This is a genomic window from Pseudoalteromonas agarivorans, assembly GCF_024518735.1.
Classification (GTDB): Bacteria; Pseudomonadota; Gammaproteobacteria; order Enterobacterales; family Alteromonadaceae; genus Pseudoalteromonas; species Pseudoalteromonas atlantica.
This window is the reverse complement of sequence record NZ_JANIGJ010000001.1, coordinates 634,839-652,867: the sequence shown is the minus strand read 5'-3', so window position 1 is coordinate 652,867 and position 18,029 is coordinate 634,839. Positions and strand designations below refer to the sequence as shown.

General features: G+C 41.1%; 15 protein-coding genes. 13 read left to right on the top strand and 2 right to left on the bottom strand.

The genetic code is table 11. The features are described from left to right. Nucleotides 1–76 precede the first annotated feature (76 nt). The 9 genes from serC to NQT65_RS02850 all read left to right on the top strand — a co-directional run bounded on the left by serC (nt 77) and on the right by NQT65_RS02850 (nt 8,029). Nucleotides 77–1,159, top strand: coding sequence for a 3-phosphoserine/phosphohydroxythreonine transaminase (gene serC, locus NQT65_RS02890; RefSeq protein WP_126006938.1), 1,083 nt, complete (start codon nt 77–79; stop codon nt 1,157–1,159). Further along, the gene (aroA, locus tag NQT65_RS02885; protein WP_004587869.1) at nt 1,159–2,436 is read left to right on the top strand and encodes a 3-phosphoshikimate 1-carboxyvinyltransferase; all 1,278 of its coding nucleotides are present in this window, start codon (nt 1,159–1,161) and stop codon (nt 2,434–2,436) included. The genes serC and aroA overlap by 1 nt, the downstream gene beginning before the upstream one ends. Nucleotides 2,437–2,543: 107 nt before the next feature. Continuing rightward, nucleotides 2,544–3,254, top strand: a complete 711-nt coding sequence (gene cmk / locus NQT65_RS02880; protein ID WP_004587870.1) for a (d)CMP kinase — start codon at nt 2,544–2,546, stop codon at nt 3,252–3,254. A gap of 95 nt (nt 3,255–3,349) precedes the next feature. Then, the gene (rpsA, locus tag NQT65_RS02875) at nt 3,350–5,017 is read left to right on the top strand and encodes a 30S ribosomal protein S1 (RefSeq protein ID WP_004587871.1); all 1,668 of its coding nucleotides are present in this window, start codon (nt 3,350–3,352) and stop codon (nt 5,015–5,017) included. 65 nt (nt 5,018–5,082) lie between these two features. Next, entirely contained in the window at nt 5,083–5,370 is a 288-nt protein-coding gene (gene ihfB / locus NQT65_RS02870; protein ID WP_004587872.1) for an integration host factor subunit beta, read from the top strand. Nucleotides 5,371–5,391: 21 nt separating this feature from the next. After that, nucleotides 5,392–5,673, top strand: a complete 282-nt coding sequence (locus NQT65_RS02865) for a lipopolysaccharide assembly protein LapA domain-containing protein (RefSeq protein WP_004587873.1) — start codon at nt 5,392–5,394, stop codon at nt 5,671–5,673. A gap of 2 nt (nt 5,674–5,675) precedes the next feature. Continuing rightward, nucleotides 5,676–6,812 carry a lipopolysaccharide assembly protein LapB gene (lapB, locus tag NQT65_RS02860; RefSeq protein WP_256850461.1) on the top strand — a complete coding sequence of 379 codons (1,137 nt, stop codon included), beginning with the start codon at nt 5,676–5,678 and terminating at the stop codon, nt 6,810–6,812. A gap of 46 nt (nt 6,813–6,858) precedes the next feature. Next, nucleotides 6,859–7,563 (top strand): orotidine-5'-phosphate decarboxylase, encoded by a 705-nt coding sequence (pyrF, locus tag NQT65_RS02855; protein ID WP_256850460.1) that lies wholly within the window; start codon nt 6,859–6,861, stop codon nt 7,561–7,563. Nucleotides 7,564–7,654: 91 nt separating this feature from the next. Beyond that, a complete protein-coding gene (locus tag NQT65_RS02850) occupies nt 7,655–8,029 on the top strand; it encodes a hypothetical protein (RefSeq protein ID WP_004587876.1) in 375 nt (124 codons plus the stop codon). A 250-nt stretch (nt 8,030–8,279) separates the two neighbouring features. Here NQT65_RS02850 and NQT65_RS02845 read toward each other — a convergent pair whose 3' ends face one another. Both NQT65_RS02845 and NQT65_RS02840 read right to left on the bottom strand, forming a co-directional pair. Next, nucleotides 8,280–9,110, bottom strand: coding sequence for a CvfB family protein (locus NQT65_RS02845; RefSeq protein ID WP_054982457.1), 831 nt, complete (start codon nt 9,108–9,110; stop codon nt 8,280–8,282). A 2-nt stretch (nt 9,111–9,112) separates the two neighbouring features. Next, a complete protein-coding gene (locus tag NQT65_RS02840; protein ID WP_256850459.1) occupies nt 9,113–10,438 on the bottom strand; it encodes a DEAD/DEAH box helicase in 1,326 nt (441 codons plus the stop codon). Between the two features lie 198 nt (nt 10,439–10,636). Between NQT65_RS02840 and trhO the strand changes: the two genes are divergently transcribed. From trhO to NQT65_RS02820, 4 genes are all read left to right on the top strand, one after another. Next, a complete protein-coding gene (gene trhO / locus NQT65_RS02835) occupies nt 10,637–11,644 on the top strand; it encodes an oxygen-dependent tRNA uridine(34) hydroxylase TrhO (protein ID WP_138685112.1) in 1,008 nt (335 codons plus the stop codon). Between the two features lie 253 nt (nt 11,645–11,897). After that, complete coding sequence (locus NQT65_RS02830; RefSeq protein ID WP_420875618.1) at nt 11,898–12,914, top strand: efflux RND transporter periplasmic adaptor subunit; 1,017 nt, start codon at nt 11,898–11,900, stop codon at nt 12,912–12,914. Between the two features lie 2 nt (nt 12,915–12,916). Beyond that, on the top strand, nt 12,917–15,994 hold the full coding sequence (locus NQT65_RS02825; protein WP_256850458.1) for an efflux RND transporter permease subunit: 3,078 nt from the start codon (nt 12,917–12,919) through the stop codon (nt 15,992–15,994). 137 nt (nt 15,995–16,131) lie between these two features. Further along, the gene (locus tag NQT65_RS02820) at nt 16,132–18,027 is read left to right on the top strand and encodes a DUF294 nucleotidyltransferase-like domain-containing protein (protein ID WP_004587882.1); all 1,896 of its coding nucleotides are present in this window, start codon (nt 16,132–16,134) and stop codon (nt 18,025–18,027) included. Nucleotides 18,028–18,029 lie beyond the last annotated feature (2 nt).

The window sequence follows — 18,029 nt, the reverse complement described above, 5'->3', positions numbered from 1 at the left end:
TAATCATGTTGAAAAAAATTAATAATCCTTTTTTGTTTATCAAAAGAGTTTAAATTACTGGAATGAGGCAAAGGTAATGAGTAAATATAATTTTTGTGCGGGGCCAGCTATGCTTCCACAAGCTGTTATGCAAAAAGCACAAAAAGAATTTTTAGACTGGCAAGACTTAGGCGTATCTGTGATGGAAATAAGCCATCGTAGTAAAGATTTTTTAGCGCTTACTGCAAAATGCGAAGCCAGCCTTCGTCGTTTAATGAACATTAGCGATGAATTTGAAGTGTTATTTATGCACGGTGGTGGCCGCGGTCAATTTAGTGCTGTGCCTTTAAATTTACATCAAAATGGTAAAACAGCGGTTTACTGCGAGAACGGCGTTTGGTCTAAAAGTGCCACTGACGAAGCTAATAAATTTACTCAAACCCACTCAATCAACGTTAGAAATGACGCAAACGGGCTGTTTTCTATAAAAGAAGTGGCGCAGTGGGAGTTACCTGCAGATGCATCTTACATTCACTACTGCCCAAATGAAACGGTAGACGGATTAGAGATTTTTGATGTGCCTAGTCACCCAACAGCGCCTATTATTGCTGATATGTCATCGACTATTTTGTCGCGCGAAATTGACGTAAATAAATTTGATTTAATTTATGCTGGTGCACAAAAAAATATAGGTCCATCAGGTATAGCTATTGTTATTGTTCGCAAAACATTACTTGAGCGTGACGGTTTAGCTAAACCTGGCATTTTAGATTACGCACTTGAAGCAAAACAAGGCAGCATGTTTAATACACCGCCTACTTTTGCATGGTATTTAGCGGCCGAAGTATTTGAATGGCTAGAGCAAAACGGTGGCGTTAAGGCAATGGAAGCACAAAATATTGCTAAAGCTAAGCTGCTTTATGACTTTATTGATGAATCGCCTTTTTATACTAATAAAGTAGCGACGCATTGTCGTTCGCGTATGAATGTACCGTTTTGGCTAAACGATGAAAGTTTAAACGAAAAGTTTGTAACGCAATCTAAAGAAGCCGGCTTACTTGCCCTAGAAGGACACAGAATTGTAGGCGGTATGCGCGCAAGTATTTATAACGCAATGCCACTTGCAGGTGTGCAAGCCTTGGTTGACTTTATGGCGGCATTTGCACAGGAGCACAGCTAATGGAACAACTTCGTTTAGAGCCTATTTCTCGTGTAAATGGCAGTGTTACCTTACCAGGGTCTAAAAGCCTATCAAACCGTATTTTATTATTAGCAGCGCTGGCTCAAGGGACTACCGTTGTAGAAAACCTGTTAGATAGCGATGATATTCGCCATATGTTGGGTGCATTAAAACTACTAGGTGTTAACGTAACGCTTAATGATGATCGCACTGTGGCAACCGTAGAAGGGGTTGGCGGTGTATTTAAAACCCCAAGTGAACCTTTATTTTTAGGCAATGCAGGTACTGCTTATCGTCCTTTAACCGCGGTACTCGCAGCTGTAGCTGGGGAGTATGAGCTTATAGGTGAGCCGCGAATGGAAGAGCGCCCTATAGGGCACTTGGTCGATGCGCTACAAGCACTCGGCGGCGATATTACCTACACAAAGCATAAAGACTACCCACCACTAAAAATAATTGGTGGGCAAATTAAAGGCGGTACTGTTGAAATTGATGGCAGTATTTCTAGCCAATTTTTAACAGCATTGCTAATGGCTGCCCCTTTATTTAGTGGTGATACGCAAATTACCATTAAGGGTACTTTGGTATCTAAGCCTTACATTGATATAACGTTAGATGTAATGGCGCGTTTTGGGGTGACTGTTGAGCACAGCGACTATACAACATTTAAAGTTAAAGGCGGCCAACAATACCAATCACTAGAGCGTATTATGGTGGAGGGTGATGCATCATCAGCGTCTTACTTTGTTGCGGCAGCGGCTATTGCCGGTGGCGAAATTGAAATTAAAGGCGTGGGCGCTAAATCAGTTCAAGGTGATATTGGTTTTGCTAAAGTGATGGAACAAGTTGGCGCTGAAATAAAATGGTATGACGAGCGTTTAGTTGTTCGTAAAGGTGAATTAAAAGGTGTAGATATTGACGCTAACGCTATCCCTGATGCGGCAATGACACTTGCTACGGTTGCTTTATTTGCTAAAGGGCCTACGGCTATTCGCAATATTTATAACTGGCGTGTAAAAGAAACCGACCGTTTATATGCTATGGCAACTGAACTTCGTAAAGTGGGTGCCGAGGTTGTAGAGGGTGAAGATTTTATCGAAATTACACCACCTAGTGCATTCAATGATGTGGCTATAGATACGTATGACGATCACCGTATAGCGATGTGTTTTGCAATGGTTGCCGTAGGCGGAAAGCCTATTACAATCAACGATCCTAAGTGTACATATAAAACTTTTCCAACCTTTTTCAAGGTTTTAGCATCAGTGAGTGAGTAGGCTTTTTATAAATAATTATAAAAAGTTACACACTAAAGCGGATCTATTTGCAGAAGTGACGTATAATATCGCGGTTTTATTTAGGTGTGCATTGCAGGAGGTTTTAAATGCAGGCGTTATTAATGCCCGTAATCACCGTTGATGGCCCAAGTGGTTCAGGTAAAGGAACTGTTTGTCGCTTGTTAGCCGACAAATTGGGGTGGGATGTATTGGATAGCGGCGCAATTTACCGTGTATTATCCCTTGCCGCACTTCATCACCAAATAGCATTAGACAACGAAGAAGCGCTTGTCCCGCTTGCTGCAAACTTAGATGTGCAGTTTTTGGTTGATAGCCAAACTAATGCTGGAAAAGTTATTTTAGAAGGCGAAGATGTAACCTCGACAATTCGTAATGAAGAGGTTGGGGCAGCTGCTTCAAAAGTGGCTGCATTACCGCGTGTACGTGAAGCGTTACTTCGACGCCAGCGTGCGTTTAAAACCGAACGGGGCTTAATTGCTGATGGCCGAGATATGGGCACCGTGGTTTTTCAAGACGCACCATTAAAAATATATTTAACCGCTAGTGCACAAGAACGCGCGCGCAGACGTTATGTTGAGTTGAATGAGCGCGGCCTTGATGTTACACTAAGTGGTCTATTACAGGACATTCAAGCTCGTGATGAGCGCGATATGAATCGCACCGTTGCGCCGCTTGTTCCTGCTGATGATGCAATTGAAATAGACACAAGCGAGCTTAATGCTCAGCAAGTGTTTGATAAAGTTATAACTTTAGTAGATATTGCTATCTCACAAGGCAAGCTTCCTAAACGAAGCTAAACACATTTTATGCACCAGCAGGACGCCAGTGCTATTTTAACAACCCCATGCAGCATGGTTGCTTATTGGTATTAATATATGAGACGTATATTCGTATGTCAGAAAATTTTGCGCAGTTATTTGAAGAAAGCTTAAAGGGTTTTGAAGCAGAGCAAGGCTCTATTGTTAAAGGTACAGTAATCTCTATCGAGAATAACATTGTACTTGTAGATGCTGGTCTTAAATCAGAAAGTGCTATCCCTGCAGAGCAGTTCAAAAATGCTGCTGGTGAACTAGAAGTTGCTGTAGGCGACGAAGTAGATGTTGCACTAGATGCAATCGAAGACGGTTTCGGTGAAACTATCCTTTCTCGTGAGAAAGCGAAGCGTCACGAAGCGTGGATCCGTCTTGAGAAAGCATGTGAAGAGCAAGAGACTGTTACTGGTGTTATCAACGGTAAAGTTAAAGGCGGTTTCACAGTTGAAGTTGATTCAATCCGTGCTTTCCTACCTGGTTCACTTGTTGATGTTCGTCCAGTACGTGACACAACTCACCTTGAAGGTAAAGAGCTTGAATTTAAAGTAATCAAGCTTGACCAAAAACGTAACAACGTTGTTGTTTCACGTCGTGCAGTTATCGAATCTGAAAACTCACAAGAACGTGAAGAGCTTCTTGCTAACCTTGTTGAAGGTCAAGAAGTTAAAGGTATCGTTAAGAACCTTACTGACTACGGTGCATTCGTTGACCTTGGTGGTGTTGATGGTCTACTACACATCACTGATATGGCGTGGAAGCGTGTTAAGCACCCTTCAGAAATCGTTAATGTTGGCGACGAAATCGCAGTTAAAGTTCTTAAATTCGACAAAGATAAAACTCGTGTATCTCTAGGCCTTAAACAGCTTGGCGAAGATCCATGGGCAGCTATCGCTGGTCGTTACCCAGAAGGTTCTAAGCTTTCTGGTCGTGTAACTAACCTTACTGATTACGGTTGCTTCGTAGAAATCGAAGAAGGCGTTGAAGGTCTAGTTCACGTTTCTGAAATGGATTGGACTAACAAGAACATCCACCCTTCAAAAGTTGTTTCACTAGGTGACACTGTTGAAGTTATGGTTCTTGAAATCGACGAAGAACGTCGTCGTATTTCTCTTGGTCTTAAGCAATGTATTGCTAATCCTTGGCAGGAATTTGCTCGTCTACAAAACAAAGGCGACCAAGTTACTGGTAAGATCAAATCAATCACTGACTTCGGTATCTTTATTGGTCTTGACGGTGGTATTGATGGTCTTGTACACCTTTCAGACATTTCTTGGAACACGCCTGGCGAAGAAGCTGTACGTGAATTCAAGAAAGGCGACGAAATCACTGCTATCGTATTGCAAGTTGACCCAGAGCGTGAACGTATCTCTCTAGGTGTTAAGCAAATCGAAGCTGACCCGTTCAATAACTACCTTGATGCAAACAAAAAAGGTGCTATTGTTAAAGGTAAAGTGACTGAAGTTGATGCGAAAGGCGCAACTGTAGAGCTTATCGAAGGTGTTGAAGGTTACATCCGTGTAGCTGATATCGCTCAAGAGCGCGTTGAAGATGCAACAACTGTTGCTTCTGTAGGCGACGAAATCGAAGCTAAATACGTTGGCGTTGATCGTAAGAACCGCACTTTAAGCTTATCTGTTAAAGCTCTTTTCGAAGCAGAAGAGAAAGAAGTACTAGAGAAGCTTAAGAAAGAAGAGCCAGTGTTTGAAAACGCAATGGCAGCTGCTTTCGCAAATGCACAAAAAGACTAATTACTAATTAGTTTTTAATTGGAAGGGCAGTTTTGCCCTTCCACTATTCTCTTTAAGGAAACGCTATGACTAAGTCAGAACTGATAGAAACACTTGCCGAACAGCACGCACACGTTCCAGTGAAAGATGTTGAAAATGCAGTAAAAGAAATTCTTGAACAAATGGCCGGCTCATTATCTACTTCCGATCGTATTGAGATCAGAGGTTTTGGTAGTTTCTCTTTGCATTACCGCGCTCCTCGCACAGGTCGTAATCCTAAGACTGGCGATACAGTAGAGCTTGATGGTAAGCATGTACCTCATTTTAAACCAGGCAAAGAATTACGCGACCGCGTAAACGAGAGTATTGCCTAGTTAACCAGTTGGAGTAGTTACTTGTTTAAGGTATTAAAAATTATTCTGGTTGTACTATGCCTATTTTGCGCATTTTTATTGGGTTCTCAAAATCCACAATTAGTACAAATCAATTATATTATTGCCAGTAATACCTTGCCACTCGCTGTAATAATAAGTATCTGCTTTATACTGGGTGTAATAATAGGGTGTTTTATTAGCTTTAAATTGTTTTCTAAATTAAAGTGGCAAAATTACCGCTTAAAAAAACAATTAGCGCCAGAAAAAAATAATAGTAAGCTTATTGCTAATAAAGACACCTAATCATGATTGAGCTTTTGTTTTTACTACTGCCTGTTGCTGCCGGTTATGGCTGGATTATGGGCAAAAATAGTGCAAAAAACCAAGCTCATCAACTCAATCGCCAAATCACTTCTGAATACAGTAAAGGCTTAAAGTTTTTACTAGACAGAGAAGAAGATCAGGGCTTAGAGCATCTAATAAACCTATTAGAAGTGGCTGCTGACTCTGTTGACCACTATTCAACCCTTGCTACCATGTTTCGCCGAAGAGGTGAGCTTGACCGCGCAATAAAAATTCATGAACTCCTTTTAAAACACCCAAGTTTAAATGAACAACAAGCCGCAGCTAGCCGTCTAGAATTAGCCGAAGATTATATTATGGCCGGCTTATTAGACGGTGCAGAAGAGCATTTAGTGTGGCTTGTTAAGGCTGGGCATGAACAAGCACTTGACCCAATTATTACTTTATACTCGCAAACCCGAGAGTGGGAAAAGGGCATAAATATGTTCGAAGCCCACAGTGAGTTATTTGTTAAAGAGCAGCATTTTAAAGCAACTGCTAATTTTTACAGTGAAGCTGCCTTAAGCGAAAATAAACCGCAATTAATGAACAAAGCCATTAGCTTAAATTACAAAGCGGTTCGCCCTTTATACGAATTAGGGTTATCGGCTTACACTAGTGAAGACTACGTAAAAGCAATTTACTATTGGCGTGAACTCGTTTGCCAATTTACGTTATTTGCGCCTTTGTTTATTGACCAGCTTGCACATAGTTATAAGCAGTTAAATTTAACACATCAGTTTCATGATTTATTATGTGACTTGCTCGATAAAGGCGGGGTGCTAATAAAAATAAAACATTGCCAAGCACTGTTAGAGCAGGGAAATACTAAACAGGCATTTGAGTTTTTAACCGACAGCTTAAAACGTCAGCCTACAATTCGAGGTTTTAGCTTTTTACTACAGCTAATGGGTGATAAAAATCCAAATACCAAAGAAGTACTTGATGAAATTGATAAGCTAGTTACGTCGTATATAGCTACAAAACCAGACTTTCAATGCCAACATTGTGGTTTTACAAGCCACACTATTTATTGGAACTGCCCATCTTGTAAACATTGGGAAACCATTGTGCCAAGTAGAGGCCTAGACGGATTTTAATAACCCCCAACTATTTATAACTTTACTGCCATTCATTAGGATAGTTATGTCTTTAGAAGATACAAAAAAAGTTCTTATTGCCCTAGATTACGATTCACAAGACGCGGCTCTTAATTTTGTAAAAAAACTCTCACCAGATATGTGTCGCTTAAAAGTAGGCAAAGAAATGTTTACTTATTTTGGCCCTGCATTCGTTAAACAGTTAATCGATTTAGGCTTTGACGTATTTTTAGATTTAAAATTCCATGATATCCCTAATACAGTGGCAAAAGCGGTCACCGCAGCGGCTAATATGGGCGTTTGGATGGTAAACGTTCATGCATCAGGTGGTTTTGAAATGATGAATAAGGCAAAGCAGGCACTTGAAAAGTTTGGTGATAAAGCACCTTTATTAATTGCAGTGACAGTGCTAACCAGCATGGACGAAGCTGAACTAAAGCGTTTGGGTGTTGAAAAATCAGCGCAAGAACAAGTTATTCATTTAGCTAAATTAACAAAAGAAGCAGGGCTTGATGGCGTAGTATGTTCTGCCCAAGAAGCGAAAGCGCTAAAAGCGCAATTAGGTAGCGAGTTTAAGCTAGTTACTCCTGGCATTCGCCCTGCTGGTAGCGATGTGGGCGACCAAAAACGCATTATGACACCTAAGCAAGCTATTGAAGCGGGTAGCGATTACTTAGTGATTGGTAGACCAATTACACAATCGTCAGATCCGGTACAAACTTTAGCCGATGTTAATAAATCACTAGTTTAAGTTAACAAAAAGCAATTATTTAGTGCTAAACCCCTTTTATGAATACATTTTTATGCTACATTAGTACTAAGAATGCAGTAAGGGGTTTATTTTGAAGTTAATTTTTGGATCTATTTTAATTGTTGTTGCAGGTTTTTCAGTAAATAAATATGTTTTTTCTAGTAAAGCTTATGATGGAGTAGCGACGATTACTGACTTAGTCGCAAATTACCCTGTCGATTTATTTGAATTTAAGCAAACCATGCATGGCTACGCACACCACTTATGCTATAAAAATGAAGAGCGCTTAACGCGCCAAAACGTAACTACGTCAGATTGCATTTCAAATCACGACGACAAACAAAGTGAATGTGAAAATAAAGTATTTAGGTTGGCGCCACTAAGTTTAGAAACAAAAGCTGAGATACTTGATTATTCAAAGCAATATACAGAATGTACGTTACCGTATAAGCGTATTATGGGCTAATGCCTATTAACAATTCCCTAATTATTTTTGAAGGGAAAACCAAGTGTTAGCTTTGTTTAAAAATTTCATTTACGCGAAGGTGAGGGTAGAGAATAGGGCAATATAAGTGCCGTTAGTGATAAGAGCTAAATAACGTTTTTTATTCATCAAAACGTTTAATCATCTTTGAATAATCATTTAATTAGACTATTTAGAAAAAATTTAACTATAAGCGCCAACATAATGTTAGCGCTTATAAATAAGTTTACGACTATTTTAAGCGGATAGATTTGGCTTCTATGTCTATCAAGCCTTGCTTAAATAAACCACCAATGGCTTTTTTGTAGTTAGCTTTACTGGTTGAAAATACTTTTTTGATAAGCTCAGGATCAGATTTATCACCAATGGCTAGTATGCCGCCTTCGTTTTTAAGCTTTTCCATTATTTTATCGCCAAGTTCACTTACTTTACCCATGCCTGGCTTTTCAAGTATAACGTCTATTTTTCCGTCTTCTCGTACTTTTTGAACAAACCCTTTAAGCTTTTGCCCTACAAATAAGTTTTTAAATACCATGTTGTAAAACACAACCCCAAAGTGAGACTCTTCAATAAGCACTTTGTAGCCAATATCTGTTTTACCAGCAACAATTAAATCAACTTCTTGAAGATGAGTGTACTCAGGCTCATCTTTTGATAAAAAGCGATTAAAGTTGCTTGATGCGCAAATACGTTGGCTCGCATTATCTAAATATAAGCGAACTAAGTAAGAATGACCTTCTTGCATACGTGGTTTTTGCTCGTTAAATGGAGCTAAAACATCTTTTTCAAGTCCCCAATCTAAAAAAGCGCCAATGCTATTTATTTCTTTAACACGAAGCAGTGCGTATTCACCTACTTGGGCATGGGGTTTTTTTACTGTTGCTGTAGGTAAATTGGCGTTATCTAAAAAGATAAAAACGCTTATGCTATCGCCAGCTTCAAGTTCATCTTTAATTTCGTGTTTTGGTAAAAACACTTCCCCTAAATCGTGGCCATCAAGGTAAGCACCTTCATTGCTCACTTCTTTTACAAATAAGGTTTGTGTTGTTCCTAGGTAACTCATAATTATTCCTGCTCAGGCTTTTTTTTACGGCGCATTGGTGAATTGCCATCAATGTTCATCGGGGCTTTTATAGGTGCAGCTGGTTTTTTAGGTTTTGCCTTGCGTTTAACTTGCGGCTTTTTGACCTGTGCAACTTTTTTAGTTTTTACAGCGGCTGTTGCAGGCTTTTTCTCTTTTATACCTTTAAATTTAGCTTTAAGGCCATCAACGCTTGCAAAAACCAACTCGTCGTTCAAAAACGACTTAATTGCTAAGTAGCTTGCCCAGTCTTTAGGGCCTACTAGTGATAATGCATTACCTTTAAATCCGGCGCGGCCTGTACGTCCTATACGGTGTACATACTCTTCAGCGTGTTTTGGTAAATCAAAATTGATTACGTGCGTTACACTTAATAAGTCCAATCCTCGCGAAGCAACATCAGTGGTGATCAAAATTTTAAAGTTTTCGCGGCTAAACGAGTCCATGATCTCTAGGCGTTTGCTCTGTGTTAAATCGCCAGCTAAAGCCACCGATTTAAAACCTTTTGCATTTAATGCTTCACTTAAACGGCTGGTATCGGCACGGGTTGCTGTAAATATAATACATTGGCCAACATCATCTTGTTTTAAAAAATACTCAAGTAACGCTTCTTTATGATCAAGGTGATCGGCCAAATAGAGTGTTTGTTTAATATCACTGTGTTGCTCGTTAGCGGCGCTCAGTGTAATTTGTTTTGGCTTTTTTAATAAATTACGCGATAGGGCATCTACTTGAGCGTGATCTAGTGTCGCTGAAAACAACAATGTTTGGCGCAAGCGATGATTAGCTTGCTCGTTAATCATTTTCAGCTGTTCAGTAAAGCCTAAGTCTAAAATACGGTCGGCTTCATCAAAAATTAATAGCTCTAACCCACTTAATTGTAATGAGCGTTTTGTGATGTGATCGGCCAAACGCCCAGGGGTTGCTACAACAAAGTGCGGGTCGTTACGAAGGGCTTTAATTTGATCGTTAAAGTTCTCGCCACCGAGTATTTTTACAGCTTTAATGTTTGTGCCCGCAATTAATAAACGCAATTGCGTAAATACTTGCGTTGCAAGCTCACGGGTTGGTGCAACGATGAGGACACGTGGATCGCGTTTACTGAGCGCTTTTTGTTTCATAACTCGCTGAACAGCAGGTAATAAAAACGCTAATGTTTTGCCCGACCCAGTTTTAGACTGAGCAAAAATGTCATGCCCTGCAAGTGCGGTAGGCACTGCATGTGCTTGAATATCTGTGGGCTGGGTGATCCCTTGATGTGCTAATTGTGTTTCAAGGCGAGTATCAATCCCAAGATCAGTAAAGTGCAAAGTCGTGTTCTCCAATGTGCAACTTAAATTAATGGCCGCATTATAGCTTACACAAGGGTTATGCCGACAGTAAAAACCATTCTAACGCGCTATTTTTTGCAATTAATTATAAAAAGCGTAAAATACGCGCCCCATATGCGCCGGATTTACGATTCGGTAAACGCCACTTAAGGCTATCAAAGCAAAATAGGAAGTAAAATGACTGCTGTTCATAAAGATGATGTAACAAACGAGCACTTTGTAGTGTGTGCAATGTACAAATTTGTAGGTTTGCCAAATTTTGAAGCGCTACGTAAACCTCTTTTAGATGTGATGGAAGCAAACGAAGTACGCGGTACTTTATTGCTTGCGGCTGAAGGTATTAACGGTACTGTATCAGCTAAGCGCGAAGGAATAGATAACTTGCTTGCGTGGTTAGACACACAAGAAAACCTAAAAGACATAGTGACTAAAGAATCATTCGATGATGAATGCCCGTTTTACCGCACTAAAGTAAAGCTAAAAAACGAAATTGTTACTATGGGCGTTGAAGGGGTTGACCCACTAAAAGTAGTGGGAAGCTATGTTAAGCCTAAAGAGTGGAATGCATTAATATCAGACCCTGAAGTGATTTTGATTGATACACGTAACGATTACGAAATTGAAATTGGCACTTTTCAAAATGCAGTCGATCCTAATACCAAAACTTTCCGAGAGTTCCCTCAATGGGCTAAAGAAAATTTAGACCCAGAAAAACACAAAAAAGTAGCCATGTTTTGTACCGGTGGTATTCGCTGCGAAAAATCAACGGCTTACATGAAAGAGCAAGGGTTTGATGAAGTTTACCACCTTGAAGGCGGTATTTTAAAATACCTAGAAGAAGTGCCAAAAGAAGAAACAATGTGGGAAGGTGAGTGTTTTGTTTTTGATAATCGTGTAGCAGTAAATCATGATTTACAAAAAGGCTCTTACGATCAATGTCATGCGTGCCGTATGCCGATTACAGAAGAAGAAAAGCAAAAGCCAGAATACATGGAAGGTGTTTCGTGCCATCACTGTATTGATAATGTAACCGATGAGCAGCGTGCTCGTTTTGCTGAGCGTCAAAAGCAAATAGAATTAGCACAAGCACGTGGTGAAGGGCACATTGGTAATGAAGCGCAAGCGGTTTTACAACAACGTAAAGAAGCTAAAAAAGCACAAAAAGAAGCCCAGCGTGGTAAATAATCTTTAACTACCTATTATCTACATAGCCCAGTTTATACTGGGCTTTTTTATTTATATAGCCACTTTTTAGTTTAATCCTGCCTGTATTTGTATAAATGCTCAGCCTTTAGGCGCCTTTTTCAAAAATTAATTGGTATTACCAATTTAATTTCATCTTATAGTTTTGCTAATTTATCGTTCTATCCTACCTATTGATCAATCAGCTGTTAGACTTCGTAAGGTAATGGAAATAATAATTAATTAAGGTGTTACTTTGAAATCGCAAAACTTTTTATTCGGTATGCTCAGTTCGCTGCTGTTTTTCAGCCTTCCTGCAATGAGCGCGAACGTTGTTGTACAAAAAATTGCCCTAGAAAGTGCAAAGCAACAAGTGCAAGCGGTAGGAAATACAGAGGCAATTCATTCGGTTGTAATGTACCCCGCAGTAGGCGATAGAGTAACAGGCGTTTTTTTTAAGCCAGGTGATAAAGTAAAAAAAGGCGATACTTTACTCGAACTTGATTCTCGTAGGCAAAAAGCAGCGCTTGATGAGGCTAAAATTAAACTTGCCGACACCCAGCGAATACTAAAACGATTAGAACAAAGTCAGGCCAAAGGCGCAGTGCCTAAAAGCGATGTTGATGATGCTAAAACCGTTGTAGAGCTTGCCAAAGTCACCCTCATACAGGCCCAAACTGAGCTTGAAGACAGAAAAGTAATTGCGCCGATAAATGGCATTATGGGTTTAACAGATGTTGAGGTAGGCGATAGAATAACCGAGCTAACCCCCATAGCCACAATAGATGACACAACAAGCTTGTACATAAATTTTAACGCACCGGAGTCGGCTATCAGTATGCTGCGTAATAAAAGCAGCTTAACGGTGTTTCCTTGGCAATCAGACACTGCCATTAACGCTGATATTGCCTATTTAGATTCACGCGTAGACCCACAAACTCGTACTTTACGTGTTAAAGCCAAGCTAAATAATGAAAAACAACAATTTTTACCTGGTATGAGCTTTAGAGTACATATTGAAGTGTTAGGCGAGCGTTTTGCTGCAGTTCCTGAGGCTGCATTACTGTGGGGGGCAACAGGCCCGTATGTATGGACCAGCGTTGATAAAAAAGCCACACGTGTTGATGTAAAAATAGAGCAGCGCTTGGCGGGGCGATTATTGGTTTCTGGGCCGTTAAATAAAGACGATATTTTAGTAATTGAAGGGGTACAACGCTTACGTGCAGGCCAAGAGCTAAGCTTTAATTTACCCGTACAAGATACGCAGGAGTAGGTATGAAGCAGCAACCTATGATGCAAGACTTACCCTCAATGGCGATTCGCCGCCCAGTACTTATTGTGGTGCTTAACTTATTAATTATTATTGCAGGTATTGCCGCTATTGCGGGTGTTGAAGTAAGAGAGCTTCCTGATGTAGATAGACCACGTATCACGGTTTCGGCGCCATTTCCTGGCGGCTCGCCTGAGACCGTTGATACCGAAGTAACCAGCAAATTAGAAGGCGCAGTAGCGCGTGTAAGTGGCGTTAAATCAATACGCGCACAAAGTGAAGAGGGAAATGCACGTATTGTGGTCGAATTTAGACCAGGCATAAACTTAGATGACGCCGCGAATGAAACGCGTGAGTCTGTTGCACGTGTAGAGCGAGACCTTCCAGAGGAGGTCGAGCGTGTTTCTATTATTAAAGCCGACAACGACGCCGAAGCAGTTGTGTCTCTCACTGTTTCAAGTGAAAGTTTATCGCTTGAAGCACTTACCGAGCGCGTAAATGTTGACTTAGCGCCGCAATTTTTAACTATTCCAGGTGTCGCAGATGTTCGCTTAAACGGAGATAGAGAACGCGTATTAAGAGTACGAATAGACCCGCTAAAACTAAGTAGCTTTAATTTAACAGTGCCCGATGTAGCACAAGTGCTTAGCCAAGCGCCGTTTGATGTGCCAGCAGGGAGTTTAAAGTCAAACGATCAGCAAATTATTGTACGTGCCGATGCAACCTCTATTACTCCAGAGCAAGTTGGCGATATTATAATACAAGGCGATACCCGAATTAGTGATATTGCAGCTGTGTATTTTGGCCCTGCCGATCCGCGCTCTATGGTAAGGCTAAACGGTAAGCCCGTTATTGGTATGGAAATTATTCGACAAGCACAATCAAATACAATTGAAATATCAGATGAAGTGCTCAAGCTTATTACAAGTATGCAAACACGCTTTCCAGAAATGGAATTTACACTTACCTCCGATGACGCACAATTTATAAGAAGCTCAGTAGATGAAGTAATTTACTCTTTATTACTTACAGTATTGTTAGTGGTTGTGACTTTGTGGGTATTTATTGGCTCTTGGCGCGCCACTTTAGTGCCTGCTTTTGCTATTCCTGTTGCCTTAATAGGGTCTTTAGCACTTATATGGGCACTGGGTTTTTCAATAAATATTTTAACCTTGTTGGCGCTTGTATTAGCCACTGGCTTAATTGTTGATGATGCCATAGTAGTAAGTGAAAATATTCAGCGCCAGCGGGGGCTAGGTTTAGGGCGTCGGGCAGCTGCTGTAATAGGCACGCGCGAGGTGTTTTTTGCTGTTGTAGCAACCACGGCTGTACTTGCCGCTGTATTTATACCTATTGCGTTTTTACCCTCTACTGCGGGTCGCTTATTTAGAGAGTTTGGTGGTGTACTTGCTGGTGCGGTAATTATATCAAGCTTTGTGGCACTTTCATTAGTGCCTGCTCTTACCTCCAAATTAAAGTTAAAGCAGGGCGGTTTTCACCCATTTGCTAAACTAGGCCATTGGTTGGGTGGTATTTATACAAATACAATTCATCAAGTGCTTAACCATGCATGGCTTACGTTTGCGCTTTGTTTATTGGTTGCAGCAGGCTCAGGTGCGTTGTACGCCAGTTTAGACAGCGAGCTTTTGCCCACAGAAGACCGAGGGAAAATTCGTATATTTGCACGTGGCCCTGATGGTGTAGGGCTAAACTTTATGGATAGGCAAGCGATAAAAATGGAAGATATTTTACTTCCGTTTGTTGATAGCGGAGAAATTGAGTCTATTTATACTGTGGTAGGTCAATGGGACCCTAATATTGTGTTTATTACTGTGCCATTAAAGCATTGGGATGAGCGCCATTTTAGCCAACAGGAAATTATTAATAAGATACGCCAGCCACTTGGCGATATTCCAGGAGCACCGGCTTACCCAGGTGGGGCTAATAGTTTAAATCTACGTGGTCAAGGGGGAGGCGTTGAAATAGCGTTGCTTGGGCAAGATTATTTGCAAATATTTAAAGCGGCTCAGCAGTTTTCTGCGGCATTAGAAAAAGCCGTTCCTGAGGTGGCACCTGTGCGTATTTCGTATCAGCCATCGCAACCACAACTTAGAGTAAATATAGACAGACGCCGTGCACAAGAGCTCGGTGTATCGCTAGACGACATTGCCATTACCTTGCGCGCAGCAATAAATGGCGACGACGTAGAAGATTTAAACATTGGCGATCAGTCTGTGCCAATTATGCTACAAGCGCAAAACCAAACCATAAACAGTCCAAGTGATTTGGCTAATTTATATATCAGAGCGGGTAATAGCAGTTTAGTACCATTAAGTAGTGTGGCCTATATTTCTGAAGAAGGCGTGGCTGCAGAGCTTGAGCGTCATGCCCAGCGCCGCTCAATAGAGCTCAGCATGGAGTTGCCAGAATCGTTAACCATTGCCGCTTTAGTAGAGCAAATAAAAACGGTGTCTGAGCAATCGTTAGAGCCAGGTATTGCACTTGCGTTTAAAGGCGAAGCGCTAACGTATGAAGAAACATCCAGTGAAGTACTTGTAACTTATGTACTTGCTTTTTTAATTGTATTTTTAGTATTGGCTGCTCAATTTGAAAATGTAAATAGTGCCATTGTGGTTATGATAACCGTTCCCTTTGGTATTACCTCGGCCATATTAGCGCTTTATTTAACCGGCACGTCGTTAAATATTTACTCTCAAATTGGTTTAGTGATGCTGATAGGCTTAATCGCTAAAAATGCAATTTTGCTTGTTGAATTTGCAGACCAATTACGCGATCAAGGCTTGACGGTCAGAAAAGCAGTCGAGCAAGCTGCGTTGGTACGTTTACGCCCAATTACGATGACCCTTATATCGACTCTACTTGGTGCTTTGCCGTTAATTCTCTCTACAGGCGCAGGGGCTGAGGCCCGAAATGCAATTGGCTGGGTGGTGTTTGGCGGCTTAGCACTTGCGGTGTTGTTTACGCTTTACCTTACTCCGGTAATTTACTTAGGCTTAGCACGCTTTACCACGCCAAGGGGGGATGAATCTAAGCAGCTCGCACAAGAGCTTGAAAAAATCTAACCTTAAAGCCATGCCCAGCAACGTTTTTAAATTAAAAGTGTACTAGGCATGGTTATGGCTTGATTGGCACTACTTGTTTGTTAAGATAGCCACTTAAGCATATACATGCCTTTTTGTGTGGCCACAAGGAATCCCCAATGCAAGCCGAACAAGTTGAAATTGCGCAGTTTTTAGCGCAGCACCCGCCATTTGATGACTTACCGACAAACGCTTTAAACGAGCTTGCGCAACAAGTTGAGGTAGCTTACTACCGCTCGCAAACTGATATTTTAACGTTAGGCCAAGACATCGCTGATTTATTTATAATTCGCAGTGGCTCTGTGGAAATTTATCGTCGTAATAACGAGCTTTATAACCGCTTAGATGTGGGCGGTATTTTTGGCCAAATGGGCTTATTGATGAATCGTAAAGTGCGCTTTCCTGCAAAGGCGCTCGAAGACACCCTAGTGTACTGTATTAACTTTACGCTGTTTAACCGTTTTTGTGACGAGTTTGACGGCTTTGCTGATTATTTTGAAGCCGATGGCAATGTACGCCTTCGCCAAGCGTTAGTTGAGCAAGCCGACAGCAACGATTTAACAACCGCCAAAGTTAAGTCGCTCATTCACCGCGATGTGGTAACGCTAAGTACGCAAACCACCATACAAGATGTTGCTAAAGTAATGACAGAAGAAGCGGTATCTTCTGTGTTAGTTACCGATTTAGACAAACCAATAAGCGACGACCCAGAAGAAGACGATGGGCAAATTGTAGGCATTATTACCGACCGCGATATACGTACAAAAGTGGTAGCCGAAGGCCTAGGGCTTGATGTTACCGCAGATAAAATTATGTCGACTAATCTTGTACTGCTTGATTCAAATGCCTATGTATTTGAAGCCGTCCTTGCCATGCTGCGCGACAACTTGCACCACTTACCTGTGGTACAAAAGCGCCGACCTATTGGGGTTATTTCACTATCCGATATTTTAAGGTACGAGTCGCAAAGTAGTTTACTCTTGGTGCGCGGTATTTTAGCGCAGCAAACCATTGAAGATTTAGCACATTACGCGCGCCAGCTGCCCAATGTATTTGTACGTATGGTAAACGAAGATGCTAATTCACATATGATTGGTACGGCAATGGCGGTAATAGGGCGTACTTTTAAACAGCGCTTATTAGTACTGGCAGAAGAAAAATATGGCCCGCCGCCAGTACCTTACTGTTTTATAGCGTTAGGCTCTATGGCGCGAGATGAACAACTTATTGTAACAGATCAAGATAACGCGCTTATTTTGGATGACAATTACGATGATGAAAAACACAACGAGTACTTTCAAAATATTTCTGATTTTGTGTGTGATGGCTTAGCGCAATGTGGTTATACCTATTGTAGCGGCGAAATTATGGCCTCGTTTAAAAAATGGCGTAAAACACGCTCGCAATGGTTTGATCAATTCTCACAGTGGATAGCCTTACCTAAACCACAAGCACTGCTTAACAGCTCAATATTCTTTGATTTAGATGGGGTGTGGGGTAAAACAAAATGGGCCGACGAGCTTAAAATTTTTATTGCTAAGCAAAGTAAACAAAACCGGGTGTTTTTAGCAAATATGGCCGCCAATGCCCGAAACCGCACACCGCCACTTGGGTTTTTTAAAGGCTTTGTGCTTGAGCATAACGGCCAGCATAAGCGCTCAATGAACTTAAAACGCAGAGGCACCGCGCCGCTTTCTGATGTGATAAGAGTGCATGCACTGGCGATAGGCTCTCGTAAGCAAAATTCGTTTGAACGCCTTGAAGATATTATTGAATCGCGCCTGTTACCTGAGGGTAAAGCACAAGATTTACGTGATGCGCTAGAATACATTGCCATGATGCGAATTCGCCATCAAGCATGGCAAATAGAGCAAGAAGAAGAGCCCGATAACGACATAGACCCGCATTTACTTTCGCCGTTTGAGCAACGCAACTTAAAAGAAGCGTTTGCCATACTCGAAAAAGCACAAAGCTACTTAAAGTTTAGTTACTCAGCCAATGCGGGTGTTAAGTAACG